General features: G+C 43.5%; 12 protein-coding genes. 1 reads left to right on the top strand and 11 read right to left on the bottom strand.

Features of this window, described 5'->3' with window-relative positions; translation table 11 throughout:
- Positions 1–18 precede the first annotated feature (18 nt).
- On the bottom strand, positions 19–2,997 hold the full coding sequence (locus LRM50_RS01995) for a hypothetical protein (protein ID WP_243809664.1): 2,979 nt from the start codon (positions 2,995–2,997) through the stop codon (positions 19–21).
- A gap of 44 nt (positions 2,998–3,041) precedes the next feature.
- Here LRM50_RS01995 and ychF point away from each other — a divergent pair, with 44 nt between their 5' ends.
- Entirely contained in the window at positions 3,042–4,121 is a 1,080-nt protein-coding gene (gene ychF, locus LRM50_RS02000) for a redox-regulated ATPase YchF (RefSeq protein ID WP_243809665.1), read from the top strand.
- Here ychF and LRM50_RS02005 read toward each other — a convergent pair.
- From LRM50_RS02005 to LRM50_RS02050, 10 genes are all read right to left on the bottom strand, one after another.
- The gene (locus tag LRM50_RS02005) at positions 4,111–4,833 is read right to left on the bottom strand and encodes a TlyA family RNA methyltransferase (RefSeq protein ID WP_243809666.1); all 723 of its coding nucleotides are present in this window, start codon (positions 4,831–4,833) and stop codon (positions 4,111–4,113) included. The two genes, ychF and LRM50_RS02005, sit on opposite strands and share 11 nt — an antisense overlap.
- Before the next feature lie 9 nt (positions 4,834–4,842).
- On the bottom strand, positions 4,843–5,403 hold the full coding sequence (efp, locus tag LRM50_RS02010; RefSeq protein WP_129632170.1) for an elongation factor P: 561 nt from the start codon (positions 5,401–5,403) through the stop codon (positions 4,843–4,845).
- A gap of 73 nt (positions 5,404–5,476) precedes the next feature.
- Positions 5,477–5,674: a 30S ribosomal protein S18 gene (gene rpsR / locus LRM50_RS02015; protein ID WP_129632167.1), complete on the bottom strand. Its 198-nt coding sequence runs from the start codon at positions 5,672–5,674 to the stop codon at positions 5,477–5,479.
- Between the two features lie 13 nt (positions 5,675–5,687).
- Positions 5,688–6,110 (bottom strand): single-stranded DNA-binding protein, encoded by a 423-nt coding sequence (locus LRM50_RS02020; RefSeq protein ID WP_129634765.1) that lies wholly within the window; start codon positions 6,108–6,110, stop codon positions 5,688–5,690.
- Positions 6,111–6,145: 35 nt separating this feature from the next.
- Entirely contained in the window at positions 6,146–6,499 is a 354-nt protein-coding gene (gene rpsF / locus LRM50_RS02025; protein ID WP_164999950.1) for a 30S ribosomal protein S6, read from the bottom strand.
- Positions 6,500–6,571: 72 nt separating this feature from the next.
- Positions 6,572–7,189 carry a hypothetical protein gene (locus LRM50_RS02030; RefSeq protein ID WP_232736275.1) on the bottom strand — a complete coding sequence of 206 codons (618 nt, stop codon included), beginning with the start codon at positions 7,187–7,189 and terminating at the stop codon, positions 6,572–6,574.
- 18 nt (positions 7,190–7,207) lie between these two features.
- The gene (locus tag LRM50_RS02035; protein ID WP_243809667.1) at positions 7,208–9,424 is read right to left on the bottom strand and encodes an FtsK/SpoIIIE family DNA translocase; all 2,217 of its coding nucleotides are present in this window, start codon (positions 9,422–9,424) and stop codon (positions 7,208–7,210) included.
- A 106-nt stretch (positions 9,425–9,530) separates the two neighbouring features.
- Positions 9,531–11,690, bottom strand: a complete 2,160-nt coding sequence (locus tag LRM50_RS02040; RefSeq protein ID WP_243809668.1) for a ribonuclease J — start codon at positions 11,688–11,690, stop codon at positions 9,531–9,533.
- Between the two features lie 142 nt (positions 11,691–11,832).
- A complete protein-coding gene (locus LRM50_RS02045) occupies positions 11,833–13,920 on the bottom strand; it encodes a YhgE/Pip domain-containing protein (RefSeq protein WP_243809669.1) in 2,088 nt (695 codons plus the stop codon).
- Positions 13,913–14,347, bottom strand: a complete 435-nt coding sequence (locus LRM50_RS02050; RefSeq protein ID WP_243809670.1) for an RrF2 family transcriptional regulator — start codon at positions 14,345–14,347, stop codon at positions 13,913–13,915. The genes LRM50_RS02045 and LRM50_RS02050 overlap by 8 nt, the downstream gene beginning before the upstream one ends.
- Between the last annotated feature and the right edge of the window lie 82 nt (positions 14,348–14,429).

Here is a 14,429-nt window from a genome sequence, read left to right on the forward strand (position 1 = left end):
GTTTTAATTTGCAAACTTTTAATATCTTGGCGGCAATTCGCGAACATTCATCGTGCTGATCGCGCCAGTGTTTCGATAATTATTGTAAGCCCAGATATAAGTGTCAGCTCTTAAGTTAATGATTTCTGCTGGAGTTCCAGGGTGCATATTCGGATCATTCTTTGCAGATGAAGCATGCTTTCCACCGTATGTTCGCCGCAAGAACAAGCGCCCAGTTTTAATTGGCCCGTTGATTTTCAATTGCTTGCCACAAGAAACATCAGAAACACCACTCAGCCAACTTCCGGCGCTAATTACCACGCCACAAGTACTAACATATCCGTCTTTCTGAGTAATCAACCAAGCATTCACTTCCCCAACCGAGAGCTCTATAATAATATTCTTCGCGTAGATAATTAGTTGTGGCAATTGGCGCACGTCATTCGTGTCTGTGTATAGCAAATCACCCGAAATCCTAACTACGCCCGAGGACTTTATGACTATACTCTTGCCTACGCTTAATTTTGACCCCGTTAAGGTTATATTTCCAGCGTTATATTCACCCGAAGCTAGACTATTCACATCTACATTGCCAGAGATATTACCCCTAGCTCCACGAACCGAAGGCAAAGTGAAGTTGTCTGGAACGGAATTAGTTGCGCTAAAATTGCCAAACTTAGGCGTGTTAGCAAAAGTTAATTTGTTATAATCGCGTGGATTTACACCCGAACGACCATTAAACGATGATGACAATCCAGCCCCTGAAGCTGATTCAGCATTACCATTAGCAATAATTCCATATTCGCCCCAAGAGCCATATACATTCTGATTCGTATAGGCCATCTTATACGCCAATGTTATATCCTCGATCAGTAGTCCCATATGTGACGGATTAGATTTTACATAAATATCGATGAAGTTATTATTCTCATATAAAACAGTACCTGGCTGTGTCTCGGCAGTAAATCGAGAATTTCCAGCATAACCCGGAAGACCCCAACCAGAGTACTGAGTCCCCTCAGGTCTTACGCCGTTTTCATTACCCAATACCCTCATTTCATGACCATTAATCTTCACTCTAACAAAGTTATCCACAGCTCCATTAAAACCAATTTCCAGCTTCTTAGCATCTTTTAGCGCCCCCAAGTTGACACCTTTCAATCTAAAGACGTACGTGTTTGAACACGAAATAATTTCTACTATAGGGCGAGTGTCATCCCGACAGTTTAAATTAGCCGGATCCGGTTTACTATTAGAATGCGTATGTCGACCAAAACTATTTATACTAATCCACTTCGCAGAGTCAGATGTTCTCCAAACACCCCTCTTGCAAAAATCAGGATTATAGACGAGCGATGCGTCACCAACTATATCGTGATACATAGAATCGGGTTTACATGTAATATAACCATCTTGCAGCACATCACCCCAGCCAGGATTATGCCACTGCGTCGTTACGACCGTTCTGGCTTGATAGTCGTCTTTTAGATTAGTTGCATCGCCACGACAACTAGGTAAATCAGCCACATTACCGCTCTTATCGTACGCCTTCTGATTTCCATTACCACCATACTGATCTTCGGCACAAACTATTGACCAATGCGGATCAGGTTCATCACCCCCTTTATATCCATATTCACCGGGACTAAACAACACTCCACGACCAAGCTTATTACCATGCCTATCTAGCCCTGTACCCCACAGCCCCTTTGCTCGTATAGAGGTCTTATCTAACTCAATGCGACTAAGATTCTCATCAGGAACGTTCACGCTGTTCGATGTCTTGCTAGTAATAACTTCTTTGTCAGTCTTAATATCACCGCCCCAAACCTGAACCTTTGGTCTTTTTGACGACCTAATACACTTAACTGCGTACCTAAAATCCGTAGAAGAAGCCGAACCATTATAATCGCTAACCATAACCACGTAACATAGACTGTCGTTAGCACTTAGCTTAACCCTGTCCAAATTATCTATCTGATTTGTAGCCACTGGAGTCTGACCGGTGTTTAATTGACTGCCAGTGTTTTGAACAATTTTTCTACACGCGCCACTATCAATATTTAAGCTATCTCTATATTGTCCTTTAATCAGTCGCACAATTGCGCACGGCCAATCATCATCAGCAGTACCCCCAGGAAGTGAAACTTCATTACTCTTTCCTGTAAGCTCCGATACTTCAGCTCCTCTGACAACAAATCGAGCAAGTGCATACGAAGAATTTTGAGTCTTTAAAGTCCCTTTGTTATTCAACCCAGCATTTATTCCCTCAATTTTCGTGACATTTTCTGCGTCAATATAATCCGAATTAACACTCACCGAAGGTTCTACATCATAATCATACGGAACTTCAACACAGGCATATGACGAATACACCCAGCCGGTTGGCGTCAAAGAATTACGCCTACTCCAATATATACGCTGACATATGCGCTTACCCATATCCTCTCTTTTAATGACTCGTGTATACATGAATTTATTATTTCCAAGATCGCCATGAAGATCCTCAAGCCGAGATTTACCATTCAACGCTTCCATAGAGGTAGTGTGATAATCCACTCCCTTTGGATTATTTGTTCGATTCCAAGCCCAACCCTTCCAGTTAGATTCAGGAATAGTCGTAAACGACCGAGGACCTTCATTATGCCAAGCTCCCCTATCATTCAGACTGACATCATTATCCATCGGCTGATTTGAGCTTAAATCGAACACATCCTGCTGAACGCCAGTTATAACATTATCAGTAGGCCCTCCGCTAACAAAAAGACTATGCCACCAGTCAACAGTATCACCAGGCTTTACATCCTTTAACCTCCCCGGAGCAATAGTCCAGTTAGATCCGAAGTTGGTAGTGTCTTCTGGATTAAATTGCTTAGTAACCCAGGATTTACCAGTTATCGTCCAATTTGGCGAGCTTGGCGCCGCATATGTATAGATAAAAAAAGCCGTTACCGAAATAGCCAGAGCCACTACTATTGCCAGCATGCCCACCTTAGGCAATGAGTATTTTCTTCTCATGCTTATAATTATATCAAAGATTACGCAGATGATATAATAAATATATGAGTTTATCTATTGGAATCGTTGGTTTACCAAATGTCGGCAAGTCGACACTTTTTAACGCTTTAACAAATAATGATATTTTGGCGGCTAATTATCCGTTTGCGACAATCGAGCCGAACACAGGAATTGTTCCCGTGCCAGATAATCGCCTGCAAATTTTAGCCGATCTTTATCATGCGCAAAAAATTATTCCAGCCACTGTAACTTTTGTTGATATTGCAGGGCTGGTTGCTGGCGCGTCTAAGGGCGAAGGTCTAGGCAATAAGTTTCTACACAATATCAGAGAGTGTGACGCGATTGTTCACGTTGTCCGTGCGTTCGAAAATTCAAAAATTTTGCGTCACGACGAAGCGCCAATCGACCCAAAAAAGGATATTGACATAATCAATACTGAGCTGATTCTGGCTGATTTGCAAACTCTTGAAAAACGCCTGCCTCAACTTCAAAAAGAAGCTAAAGCAAACCCAAAAGCTCGCCAAAAAGTTGAATATCTGCAGTCTTTAATCGACAATTTACAAAAAGGCGTACCAATTTCCGCCCTGGCAGATGTGGATTTTGAGGCAATTTCCGACCTGCACCTTCTTACCGCCAAGCCAGTCATTTATGCGTTTAATGTCGACGAAGAAGGATTGAACAATTCCGATCTACAGAGTCAATTGACCGAACTCGTAAGTCCTGCAAAAACCGTCTTTGTCTGCGCAAAACTGGAAGAAGAGTTGAAGGGCTTATCTGAAAATGACGCCAAAGAGTTATTAGAAAGCTACGGCGTCAAGGAAACTGGGCTCGCCAAACTTATTCATGCAGCCTACGATACTCTTGGATTGCAAAGCTACTTAACTGCGGGCGAAAAAGAAGTCCGAGCTTGGACAATTCACAAAGGCTGGACTGCCCCGCAAGCCGCGGGCGTTATTCACTCGGATTTTGAGCGCGGATTTATTGCCGCACAAATTGTCGATTTTAACGATTTAGTCGCTGCAGGATCGGAAGTTAAGGCTCGTGAAAACGGCAAAATTCGCACCGAAGGAAAAACCTACGTCATGCAGCCAAATGACGTCGTTGAATTTAGGTTTAACGTTTAGATAATTTCAATTTGTAAAATCGCTCGAGATTGCCCTTACTGCCAGCCACTTCACTATCTTTTTTATCTAAGATAACAAAATACTTCCTCGCCCAATCTTCAAAGTCAGACAAAATCTGTCGACGAACTTTATCGTTTTTAATAATTCCCTTATTAACCTGATGCCGCCCCGCCTCAAATTGAGGTTTCACCATAGCAATTAAAACAGTACTGCTATTCATCAAATTTTCTGCCACGTGCGGCAGAATTTCCCTCAGAGATATAAACGACACATCGCCCACAATAATATCAATTGCTTCATCAGCATAAAAATCACGAATATCGGTCTTTTCGTGAAGAGCAATTTTTGGATTCGGCCTCAAACTTGGATGGAGCTGATCCGTTCCAACATCAACAGCAAATACCTTTTTGGCGCCATGACGCAGCGAATAGTCAGTAAATCCGCCCGTACTCGAACCAATATCTAAGACAGTCTTATCCTGAAAATTAAGATGAAAATACTCCGCCACGCTAGCCAACTTTAAGCCAGCTCGCGAAACATAAGTTTCCTTCTTCTCGAGCTTTATCTCATCCGAATCAGACACCATAGTTCCTGATTTCTGGACAATTTTCTTATTCAAAAAAACATAGCCCAGACGAATAAAATTATCCGCCTGAGACCTTGTTGTCGCCAAACCACGCTCGACCAGAGCTTTATCTAATCGCTGTTTCATTAAATAGAACTATTTCTTTCGCTCGCGATATTCACCAGTCGATGTGTCAACACTAATGATGTCGCCCTGCTTGATAAATGCTGGAACTTTGACAACTAGCCCTGTCTCCAAAGTAGCGTCTTTTAGTACAGATGAAGTCGTATCACCCTTAACCACATCTTCTGTGTAGGTAACTTCCAGATATTTATTCTTTGGTAGTTCAACGTTAATCACTCGACCGTCGAAGAATTGAAGGCTTAATTCGTCGCCTTCTTTCAGGTATTTACTAGCATCGTCCACGATTTCCGCAGCCAGCTCAAATTGCTCAAAGCTAGTCGGATCCATGAAATAGAATTTGTCGCCGTCGTTATACAAATATTGCGCAGTTTTATTATTTACTTCCGCAGCTTCGATTCGCTCTTGCCCCTTGAAGGTCTTTGGAATAACACTTCCGTCAATTAGGTTTTTCAATTTCACGTTAACAATCGAACCGCCACGACCCATAACTTTTTGGCCGTATTCTACGACGCGATATGGCTTGCCATCAATTTGACAAACTACGCCTTTTTTCAAATCAGTTGGCTGATACATATTTTCTCCTTTCCAATAAAATATCTCGCTGCCAAATATGTAATAGCAACGAGATATTGCGCATTAAACGTTCCTAGTTGCTAGTAACAAATGGCAACAAAGCCAAGTGGCGAGCACGCTTAATTGCTACCGCCAAGCTTCGCTGTTGCTTTTCGCTCAAACCAGTCTTGCTGATTGGCTCGATTTGACCGTAAACATTGATGTAACGTTGCAAAGTTTTTACATCTTTATAGTCAAAAATAATCGGTGGATTTTTCTTCAATTGTGCCATTTTAATCTCCTTATTAGAATGGGATTTCGCTTAAGTCAATTGGCTTATCGTCAATTTCCGTTACGACTTCCTCTTTTTTAGTAGTCTTTGGTGCTGCAGAACCTGAATTGTCGCCGCTTGGACCGTCTAAGAACGTTACATCTGAAGCAGTAACTTCAATTCGACTCTGTCTTTTACCAGTATCCTTATCTTCCCAGCTATCCTGTCGCAGTCGTCCTTGGATCAAAACCCGACGACCTTTGCTTAGATATTGCATTACCAAATCACCAAGTTTATCCCAGGCTGTGATATTGAAAAAGTCAGCCTGATCGTCTTGAGATTGTCGATCAACAGCAATGCTAAAACTAACTACGTTCTTACCAGAAGCAGTTGTTCGCTGTTCTGGATCACGTGTCAATCTACCCAACAAAATCACTTGATTGATACTTCGTGCCATATTCTATCCCCTCTTTTACCTTACGGCAGTTAGGCTTATTTACTTGATTCGCTTGAATCAGACTCTTCGTTGCGTGCTTTTTGCTCGCTTAATGCTTGACGAGTTTTTTCATCAGTTTTTACCAATAGGTAACGCAAAACTTCATCAGTAATATTAAGCGTGTTTGAAATCTTCAATAAAGCTGGTGCTGGCAACTTAACCTCAAAACAAACGTAAACTGCAAAATCTTCACGCTTGATTGTGTAGGCCAATTTTTTCTTGCCCCAGTTATCTTCTTTGATAATTTCACCACCGTTAGTAGTGATTAAACCACGTACCTTATCCAACGCTGAATCTAGATTAGCCTCTAAATCCGGGTGAATAAGAACAGTTAGTTCGTATTCGTTCATGTTTCCTCCTCTGGAATCCATTTACGGATGCTTACGCTGTCTCACGTAAGCTTAGGTTAATATTCGCCTATATTATACCCCATTCTGCGATATCGTGTCAATGAGCTTATAGATAGTGTCTATATCGTCAGCACTGAGGGATTGAGCGTTGTTCCTTATGTCGGCGATTAATCTTCTGGCATCTTCAGGGTTTCTCAAATCCAGACTTTCTAAATCAAGATTACTTGGACTTATTCGTCGTCCGTCTACGGAATATTCGACCTTATATTCTCCCTCAAGAGATTTCCCTTTCCAACCTCTAATATTCCAGCTGTGCTCTATATGAAGTGGCGGTAAGCCACCCGAACGGCCCACCACCTCAGTAACGTATAGACCTAATTCAGCGGAACATTGCGTACAGTCTTCCAGCATAGATTCTGGTAAATAGATTATTTCGCACTCCTCCGCATGACCGTCCGAAGAAACGCAAATGGCTTCTAGTGGAATTGAAAAAATATGATGTACTATTTCTGGCGATAGCTTATATGTAAAAATGTTCGCAGCAACACTGCTATCGCCTATTTTATAGCGACCATTCTCTAGGTCTTCAGCACCCCTCTCCTCAAGAACTTTACCCGCCGCCTGTACTATAGCGACAAGAGTCTCCTGATCAAGAGCTAAGTCATAGTTATCAAGAAAATACTCGCTCATAATGTTTGGTCAATCTTTTCACGATTCCGCCAACAGTTCATCAAGCTCTTCTGGACTAGAAATCAAAACATCACGTGGCTTAGAGCCATTCTGCGGACCAATAATTCCCCGCTCTTCCATCTCTTCAATAATTCGCGCTGCTCGCTGATAACCAATTCCCAAGCGTGTCTGTAGCATGCTCGTTGAAGCCTTGCGACGCTCAACCACTACACGAACCGCATCCCTAAACTTATCATCACCACCTTCCGACAAGTCCATCACGACTCCACCCTTGCCATCCAATTGAACCGGCTGAGCCACCACTTCGTCGTTGTACTGCGGAGCCATCTGCATACGCAAATGATCGGCAATTTTATTCACCTCGTCATCTGTTACCCAGGCGCCCTGAATACGTTTTGGTTTGCTCATACTCGTTACATAAAATAGCATATCTCCTTGACCCAATAATTTCTCAGCGCCAGATTGGTCTAGAATCGTAATACTGTCAACCTGGCTAGCCACCGTAAAGGCAATTCGCGCCGGCACGTTCGCCTTAATTAAACCAGTAATCACGTTCACACTAGGGCGCTGCGTTGCCAATACCAAGTGAATACCAACCGCTCGCGATTTCTGCGCCAAACGAACAATTAATGTCTCAACGTCTTTCTTGGCCATCATCATGAGATCAGACATCTCGTCCACCACAATCACGATATATGGCATCGATCCATCTTCATGCTCCTGAACATTGCCATTTTCATCAGCAATCGCAATCTTCTTCGCGCGAGACTGCAGCCTCTTGTTATATTCCTTAATATTACGGATTTTCTCGCCCGCCAACAACTTATAGCGTCGCTCCATCTCATTCACCGCCCACTTCAAGGCTGAAATGGTCTTTTCCGGTTCGTTAATCACTGGCGTAAGAAGATGTGGAATATCGGCGTACGGCGCCATTTCGACTTGCTTCGGATCAACCAAAATCAACTTCATATCACTCGGACTATTACGATACAGCAAGCTACACAGCAAAGTATTAATCATAACAGACTTACCAGAACCCGTTTGTCCAGCAATCAACAAATGCGGCATTTTCCCCAGTTCACCCACAACAACTTGACCAGATATATCTTTACCAATTCCAAAACTCAAAGGATCACGAGCAGCAGCCCACTGTTTCGATGACAACGTACTTCGTAGGCGAACTTCAGCAGCCTTACGGTTAGGCACTTCAATACCAACCGCTCGCTGACCAGGAATTGGCGCCTCAATCCTTAAACTTTGTGCTGCCAAATTAAGCGCAATGTTAGTTTCCAGCGCCGTAATTCGCGTCAATTTAACCCCACTTGGCGGTCTTAAAGTGTATTGCGTAACTTTTGGACCAACATTAATGTCACCCATCGCTGCCTCAATATTAAATTCAGCCAACGTATCGTGAATTATTTGGGCGTTCTGGCGCGTATCTCCAGCATCAGCACCGCTTTCGTTCTTCTCTAATAGATCCAAGCTTGGCGCTTCCCAATTTGGATCACGAGTTGCCACCAAAGCCTGTTCTTCATTGGCCTTTTCTGGCTTCTCCACTTTCTTCAATAAACTCTTTTTCTCTTTGGCTGTATCAATTATTGGCACACCAGCGTTTAGCTTAATTTCTCCCAAGTCGGTCTTTTTCTCTTCTTCTGCCGGCTGAGCAATTGACGCCTTCTTCATAACAGAACGATTATTATCGTCCTCCTTAGTATTGCTCTTAATCATCTCCCAAAGTTTACTGAAAACCGTAAACGGTGACGTCTGGGTAATAAATAGAACCGTTATAAACGCCAAAACCAGATAAATAATCACAGCAATTGCCGAATCTACCATTTTCAAGGTTGCCGTGTTTAATATGTCGCCCACAAATCCACCAGAATTCGGATGCGAAGCCATCTTCATTAACCCAAACAATCCAGAGAACCACACAATTTCCAGAATTGCCGCAAATTTCACCACTGCGGGTAATTGATTCTCTTCTGCTCGGAAAGTCTCAACCGCCAAATAAATCAGCAATATTGGCAAGGCGTACGCGGTATAACCAATAGTTTTTACAGTCGCCATATCAATCCATTGTAAAACCGGACCACCGACGCCAAACCACGATACGACGAGTAGTAGCGACAAAAGAATAAGCATCACCGCGCCAACTTGCGACCAAAAACCCGCCGGCAAACTATGCTGCGGCTTGGCTGGTGCGGATTTTTTCGTGCTCTTTCGTTTTTTTGCCATAATCGTTTTTATTATACACTGATTTTATACTTATTAACAGATGTAAAAATCAATTTAATACGCTTAGTATTATAGCATAATTTACCAGTAAAATCAATCTAGAACCCTAGTACGGGCGAGCGTTCTGTCGCTCCCTGGCTTTTGTGTCATTTGCTTCAGTGTCTGGCACTTGGCGCTGCGGAAAACGGCGGCGTGGAGCAGTTGGAAGGGTCATCTTTGGCTCGTCTGAGGCGGGCTTTTTACCACGCGCTGGCGATTTCACGGCAGAATGCGTTGGCGTAGTTGCCGACTTAACAGATTTCAAGCCACCAACTTCGTTAATCACCGGAATGACAATCGGCGTTCGGCGAGTCTGATCGTACAATATGTGCGTAATCTCATCTTTAATTTCTTTTTTGATCACATCCAAATCATATTTGCCAGAAAAACTACGCGCCGCTTTTTGCTTCAAGTATTGACGAATCATATTCATCAACTCTTCAGAGTCACGCAAGTAAATAAATCCACGAGAAATAATATCTGGGCTGGTCAATAATCGTCCCGTGCCACGCTGTACGGTCAATACTACAACAAACATTCCCTCTTGCGACATGTGAATGCGGTCTTTCAGTACAACCTCAGAAACAACAGCACCAGTATCATCGTACATTACGCCACCAACGTGAATTCGCCCAGCCTTCTTTGCTTGCCTTTCAATATCAATTTCAATAATATCTCCAGCATCGCACACAAAAATATTCTTACGAGGAATTCCGCATTCTTTTTCCGCTAACCTGGCATTATGTACTAGCATATGGAACTCACCATGAATTGGCATGTAGTAAGTTGGGTTAAGCGCGTTGATCAATTTGACATGATCGTCATAATATCCATGACCCGACAAGTGTAATGGACCGATTCCCGTCAAGTGAGTTTTGCCGTTCTGAATGACGTCAGAACCTTCACGCATCAGACCATCAACCGTTCGCACCACGCTTTTTTCATTGCCAGGAATTGGATTTGAACTAAACACCACAACGTCCGAACCCTTAATTTTCATATATTTATGAGCGCCCGTCGCCATGCGATTTAAGACGGCGTTAAATTCACCTTGCGAGCCAGTACAAACTACGGCAATTTGATTATCTGGTAATTTAACAATATCTTCCATCTTCATGATGGTGTCTTTAGGAATCTTAATCGTCCCCGAACGCAGCGCCACCTCCAGGTTCTGAATCATCGAGAATCCAGCAAATGCCACCTTGCGTCCGTGCTTATGCGCTTCTTCCAAAATTAATTGCAAGCGATGCACCTGCGACGAGAAACAGCTTAAAATTACTCGACTATTACTAAACTTGTCCATCACCTGACCGATGGAATACTGAATATCAAACTCCGTATGTGTGTGCGTACCAGCCGACTCACAGTTGGTCGATTCATTCATAAACATCAAAATGCCTTCTTTTGAAGCCACTTCCGTAAGTCGCTCAAGGTCGAACTTCTGACCATCAACTGGACTTTTCTCGAATCGCCAGTCACCAGAATCGACAATTACGCCCATCGGAGTTCGAATAATCACTGCCGTAGAATCAGGAATTGAGTGGTTAACTCGCACCAACTCGATTGAAAAATGCTTAGAAACTTGAACAATTTCGTGACTCAGCGGATCCATCACTCGATAATCTGGCTTGAAATCCACTTCTGAATCGTCCATCGTTCGATCAAGCATGCCAATCGTAAACTTAGAGCCATAAACTGGCGCTGGAATACGATGAATGAAGTGACGGAATGAGCCGATGTGGTCAAGATGTCCGTGCGTAAAAACATGCGCCTTAATTTTATGCTTATTCTCTTCCAGCCAAGTAATATCCGGCGTGATGTAATTGATGCCTGGATAATCACTGCCCGGGAATAAAAAGCCCATATCTACGATGATAATCTCATCATCATATTCGATGGCGTTCATATTCTTACCAATTCCCATTTCGCCCACGCCGCCAATTGGGATAATCCGAAGTTTCGGCTGACCACCGCGAACAGGTTTTGGTTGCATTTTGGCACTAAATTGCTCACCGCCATATCCGTTATAAACCGACTTATTTACAGGAATATCAATCAAGTGCTGTGAAGCCCTGAGATTAACATTCTCACTCGTTCGTCGCTGAGCTCTAAAAACCTCACCCTTACGAGTAGTTGTGCTATTCAAAACTGCATTGTTGCTTTTCTTTGACTGCGGACGCTTGTTGGCGTCGTCTTTTTGCGGTGTTGCTAGTCGCCGCTGACCCATATTGTTATACTCCTTTTTTATTACAATATAATTCAAAAACCAGGTATAGAGGTGAACTGATGTAAATTCCTCTAGTTAGTACTCTTATATTAGCAAACCGCTCATTTTTTGTCAAAGAACAATGTTTTATAACAGAGGTCAATTAATCATCGCCATCCACCGACGTGTGTGCGAATTTACGCTTGCCACGATAAGCGAAGAAGCCGATTGTCAATAAATTAGCCACCAACAAGAACCCAGCCAAAACCCACATACTGCCGCCGTAAAATGCGTTATCTAGTCCACCCGAAATGGCCTGGCGCAATGCACGAATTGAGTAAGTCATCGGCACTAGCGGATTAATTGCTTGGAAGAATCCGTTGGCAGTTTGGATTGGGAATGTTCCTTCGCTGGAGCCCAATTGAAGCACCAAAAGAATCATCGCTAGGAATCGCCCTGGATTGTCCAAAACAATCACCAAAAGCGACACAATCGACATATACGCAAACGACGTCAGATAAATTGCCCCGATAAAATGCACTGGATGCTCTGGAGTTAGCCCTAAGAAAAACACCATCACCAACATCAAAATCGTTGCCTGCATAAACGCCGCCACGCCAGCCACCGAAGCTTTGGATAGCCACCAACGAATCGCACTTTCTTGCTCAGAAAAAGTTTTGCGGATCGGATAAATAACGTTCAGGACAATTGCTCCAACGAACAAACTTAGCGACAAAACATACGGCGACAAAGCGTAGCCATAATTCGGAACATTGCCCTTTTCGGTCATCTCCGACTTCACTGGATTTGCAATTTGCTGCTGAGTTGTAGTGCCAGTTGGTTGAATTTTTATGCGGTTAGAGGCGTCCGCCAATTTATTCGCCAGCGCATCCGCGCCGCTTGCTAGTTGCGAAGTTCCATCAATTAACGCGCCCGAGCGACTCTCTAACAAACTCGCGCCATTCGCCAATTTTTGACTGCCCGATTTCGCTTCGTTTAAGCCGTTTGTTAAGCTTGCCGAGCCCGCCAACAATTGATTATTCGCAAATCGCACGCTGTTGTAGCCGTTAAATGCGGTGATTGCGTTTGGTGTCAATTGATTCACGCCGTTATTCAATGCAGAAACTCCAGCCTGAAGTTGCGTTTGTTGCGCTGATAATTGCTGAGTTAGCGCTTGAAGATCTTCACGTAGCGTCTCCATCTGCGCGCTAATTGTCTGAATTTTCGTGAATGCCTGAGAAATATTGCTAATTTGCGGCAAACTTATCGTCGTCGTAGAATTGCCACCAGGAGCGGCTGCTTGCGCGCCCAAAGTCCGCAAAGTGACGCCTGCCGCCAACAAGTCGGATTCCGAATCTTCCACTGTTTTCTTCAAAGTTTGCGCGTCCGTGTTTACCTTGTTTTGTTGAGCCACGAGCGCTGGCGACGGATTGCTCACACTGGCATTTAACTGATTTATGCCCGATTGCAATTGTTTCATTCCGTTAGATAATTGTGACAATTGAGATTCTGTCGGCAAATTGTTCGACAATTGCCCCAATCCCGCCTGTAATTTACGAGAACCGTCGCTGAGTTGCGCCAGTCCGCCAGCCAAAGATTGCTGGTTTACTGCCAACTGTTTCACGCCGCCAACGTACGCTTGTGTGCCAGATTGCAATCGTCCTAATCCGTCGTGCAAAGTTGAGGCGCCGTTAGCTGCCGTGTCCAGCCCCATTCCAAGCTTGTCCAAATTCTCCAAAATTCCCTTAGCGTACGCCTGAGTGATTTGCTCAGACACCGAAGATTTGACCTTGGCGGCAGCTTGATTACTGACTAGCGAACCGATGTAGTTTTTCGCTGGCGTGGTCGTAAAATTAATAACCGCTTGCTGAGGTTCAGATTCGGTAATTGACGCCGCTTTCTGCGAAAAATCGGACGGAATAGTTACCACTGCATAAAAATGCCCGCTATTCACGCCTTCGTCTGCCTGCTGTTTACTAACAAACTCCCAGCCCAAATCGTGATTATCTTTCAGTTTTTTCTCGACAGATTCGCCAACATTCAGCGATTTGCCATTTAAGCTAGCGCCCTTGTCTTCGTTCACGAACGCCACCGGCAAGTTTTTTGTTTGTCCGTATGGATCCCAAATTGAGCCTAGGAAAAATCCACTATACAAAATCGGGATAAACGAAATTACAGCCATAGATATCAGCAATATTTTATTATTAAACAAATGTTTCCATTCGGCTTGTAACATCTTATTTTTAATCATGTGAGACCTCCTTTGCGACATCTTCCAGCGTCACAGTTTTCAAATATTCACGCCACTTTTCCTGCGCTTCAGAAAAAACCTTTTCTATCATATTCATGCCAATTTCCACCTGACGAGGACGCGATTCAAAAACTCTCTCAACAATTCCCTGAGGTTGGAAAAATGGCGACTCTCCCTCAATTGCAAGGACAACATCATGCAACGTAACTTCGTTCATTTTTCTCGCTAAAATAAATCCGCCGCCAGTTCCCTGCGTTGAAGTGATTAGCTTTGCTATTACCAATTTCCGACTGATTTTCTTCAAGTACGTCGGCGAAACCAGCATCTTTTCCGCCAGCGCATCATTAGTTACCGGCGTCGTCCTTTTCGGATCCGCCAGAATTGCCATAATGCAGCACGCCTGTTCAACAGCTCCCGATAATCTCATACAAATCCTTTCTCGACTTAGATATAATAGATATCGACTATCCACTATACTACGTCTGGGAAACTTTTGCAAGAAAATAATC

Source organism: Candidatus Nanosynbacter sp. TM7-053, from assembly GCF_022828375.1.
Lineage (GTDB): Bacteria > Patescibacteriota > Saccharimonadia > Saccharimonadales > Saccharimonadaceae > Nanosynbacter.

Coding starts and splice junctions, on each gene's coding strand:
- LRM50_RS01995 (WP_243809664.1), bottom strand. CDS start 2,997: ATGAGAAGAAAATACTCATTGCCTAAGGTGGGCATGCTGGCAATAGTA.
- ychF (WP_243809665.1), top strand. CDS start 3,042: ATGAGTTTATCTATTGGAATCGTTGGTTTACCAAATGTCGGCAAGTCG.
- LRM50_RS02005 (WP_243809666.1), bottom strand. CDS start 4,833: ATGAAACAGCGATTAGATAAAGCTCTGGTCGAGCGTGGTTTGGCGACA.
- efp (WP_129632170.1), bottom strand. CDS start 5,403: ATGTATCAGCCAACTGATTTGAAAAAAGGCGTAGTTTGTCAAATTGAT.
- rpsR (WP_129632167.1), bottom strand. CDS start 5,674: ATGGCACAATTGAAGAAAAATCCACCGATTATTTTTGACTATAAAGAT.
- LRM50_RS02020 (WP_129634765.1), bottom strand. CDS start 6,110: ATGGCACGAAGTATCAATCAAGTGATTTTGTTGGGTAGATTGACACGT.
- rpsF (WP_164999950.1), bottom strand. CDS start 6,499: ATGAACGAATACGAACTAACTGTTCTTATTCACCCGGATTTAGAGGCT.
- LRM50_RS02030 (WP_232736275.1), bottom strand. CDS start 7,189: ATGAGCGAGTATTTTCTTGATAACTATGACTTAGCTCTTGATCAGGAG.
- LRM50_RS02035 (WP_243809667.1), bottom strand. CDS start 9,424: ATGGCAAAAAAACGAAAGAGCACGAAAAAATCCGCACCAGCCAAGCCG.
- LRM50_RS02040 (WP_243809668.1), bottom strand. CDS start 11,690: ATGGGTCAGCGGCGACTAGCAACACCGCAAAAAGACGACGCCAACAAG.
- LRM50_RS02045 (WP_243809669.1), bottom strand. CDS start 13,920: ATGATTAAAAATAAGATGTTACAAGCCGAATGGAAACATTTGTTTAAT.
- LRM50_RS02050 (WP_243809670.1), bottom strand. CDS start 14,347: ATGAGATTATCGGGAGCTGTTGAACAGGCGTGCTGCATTATGGCAATT.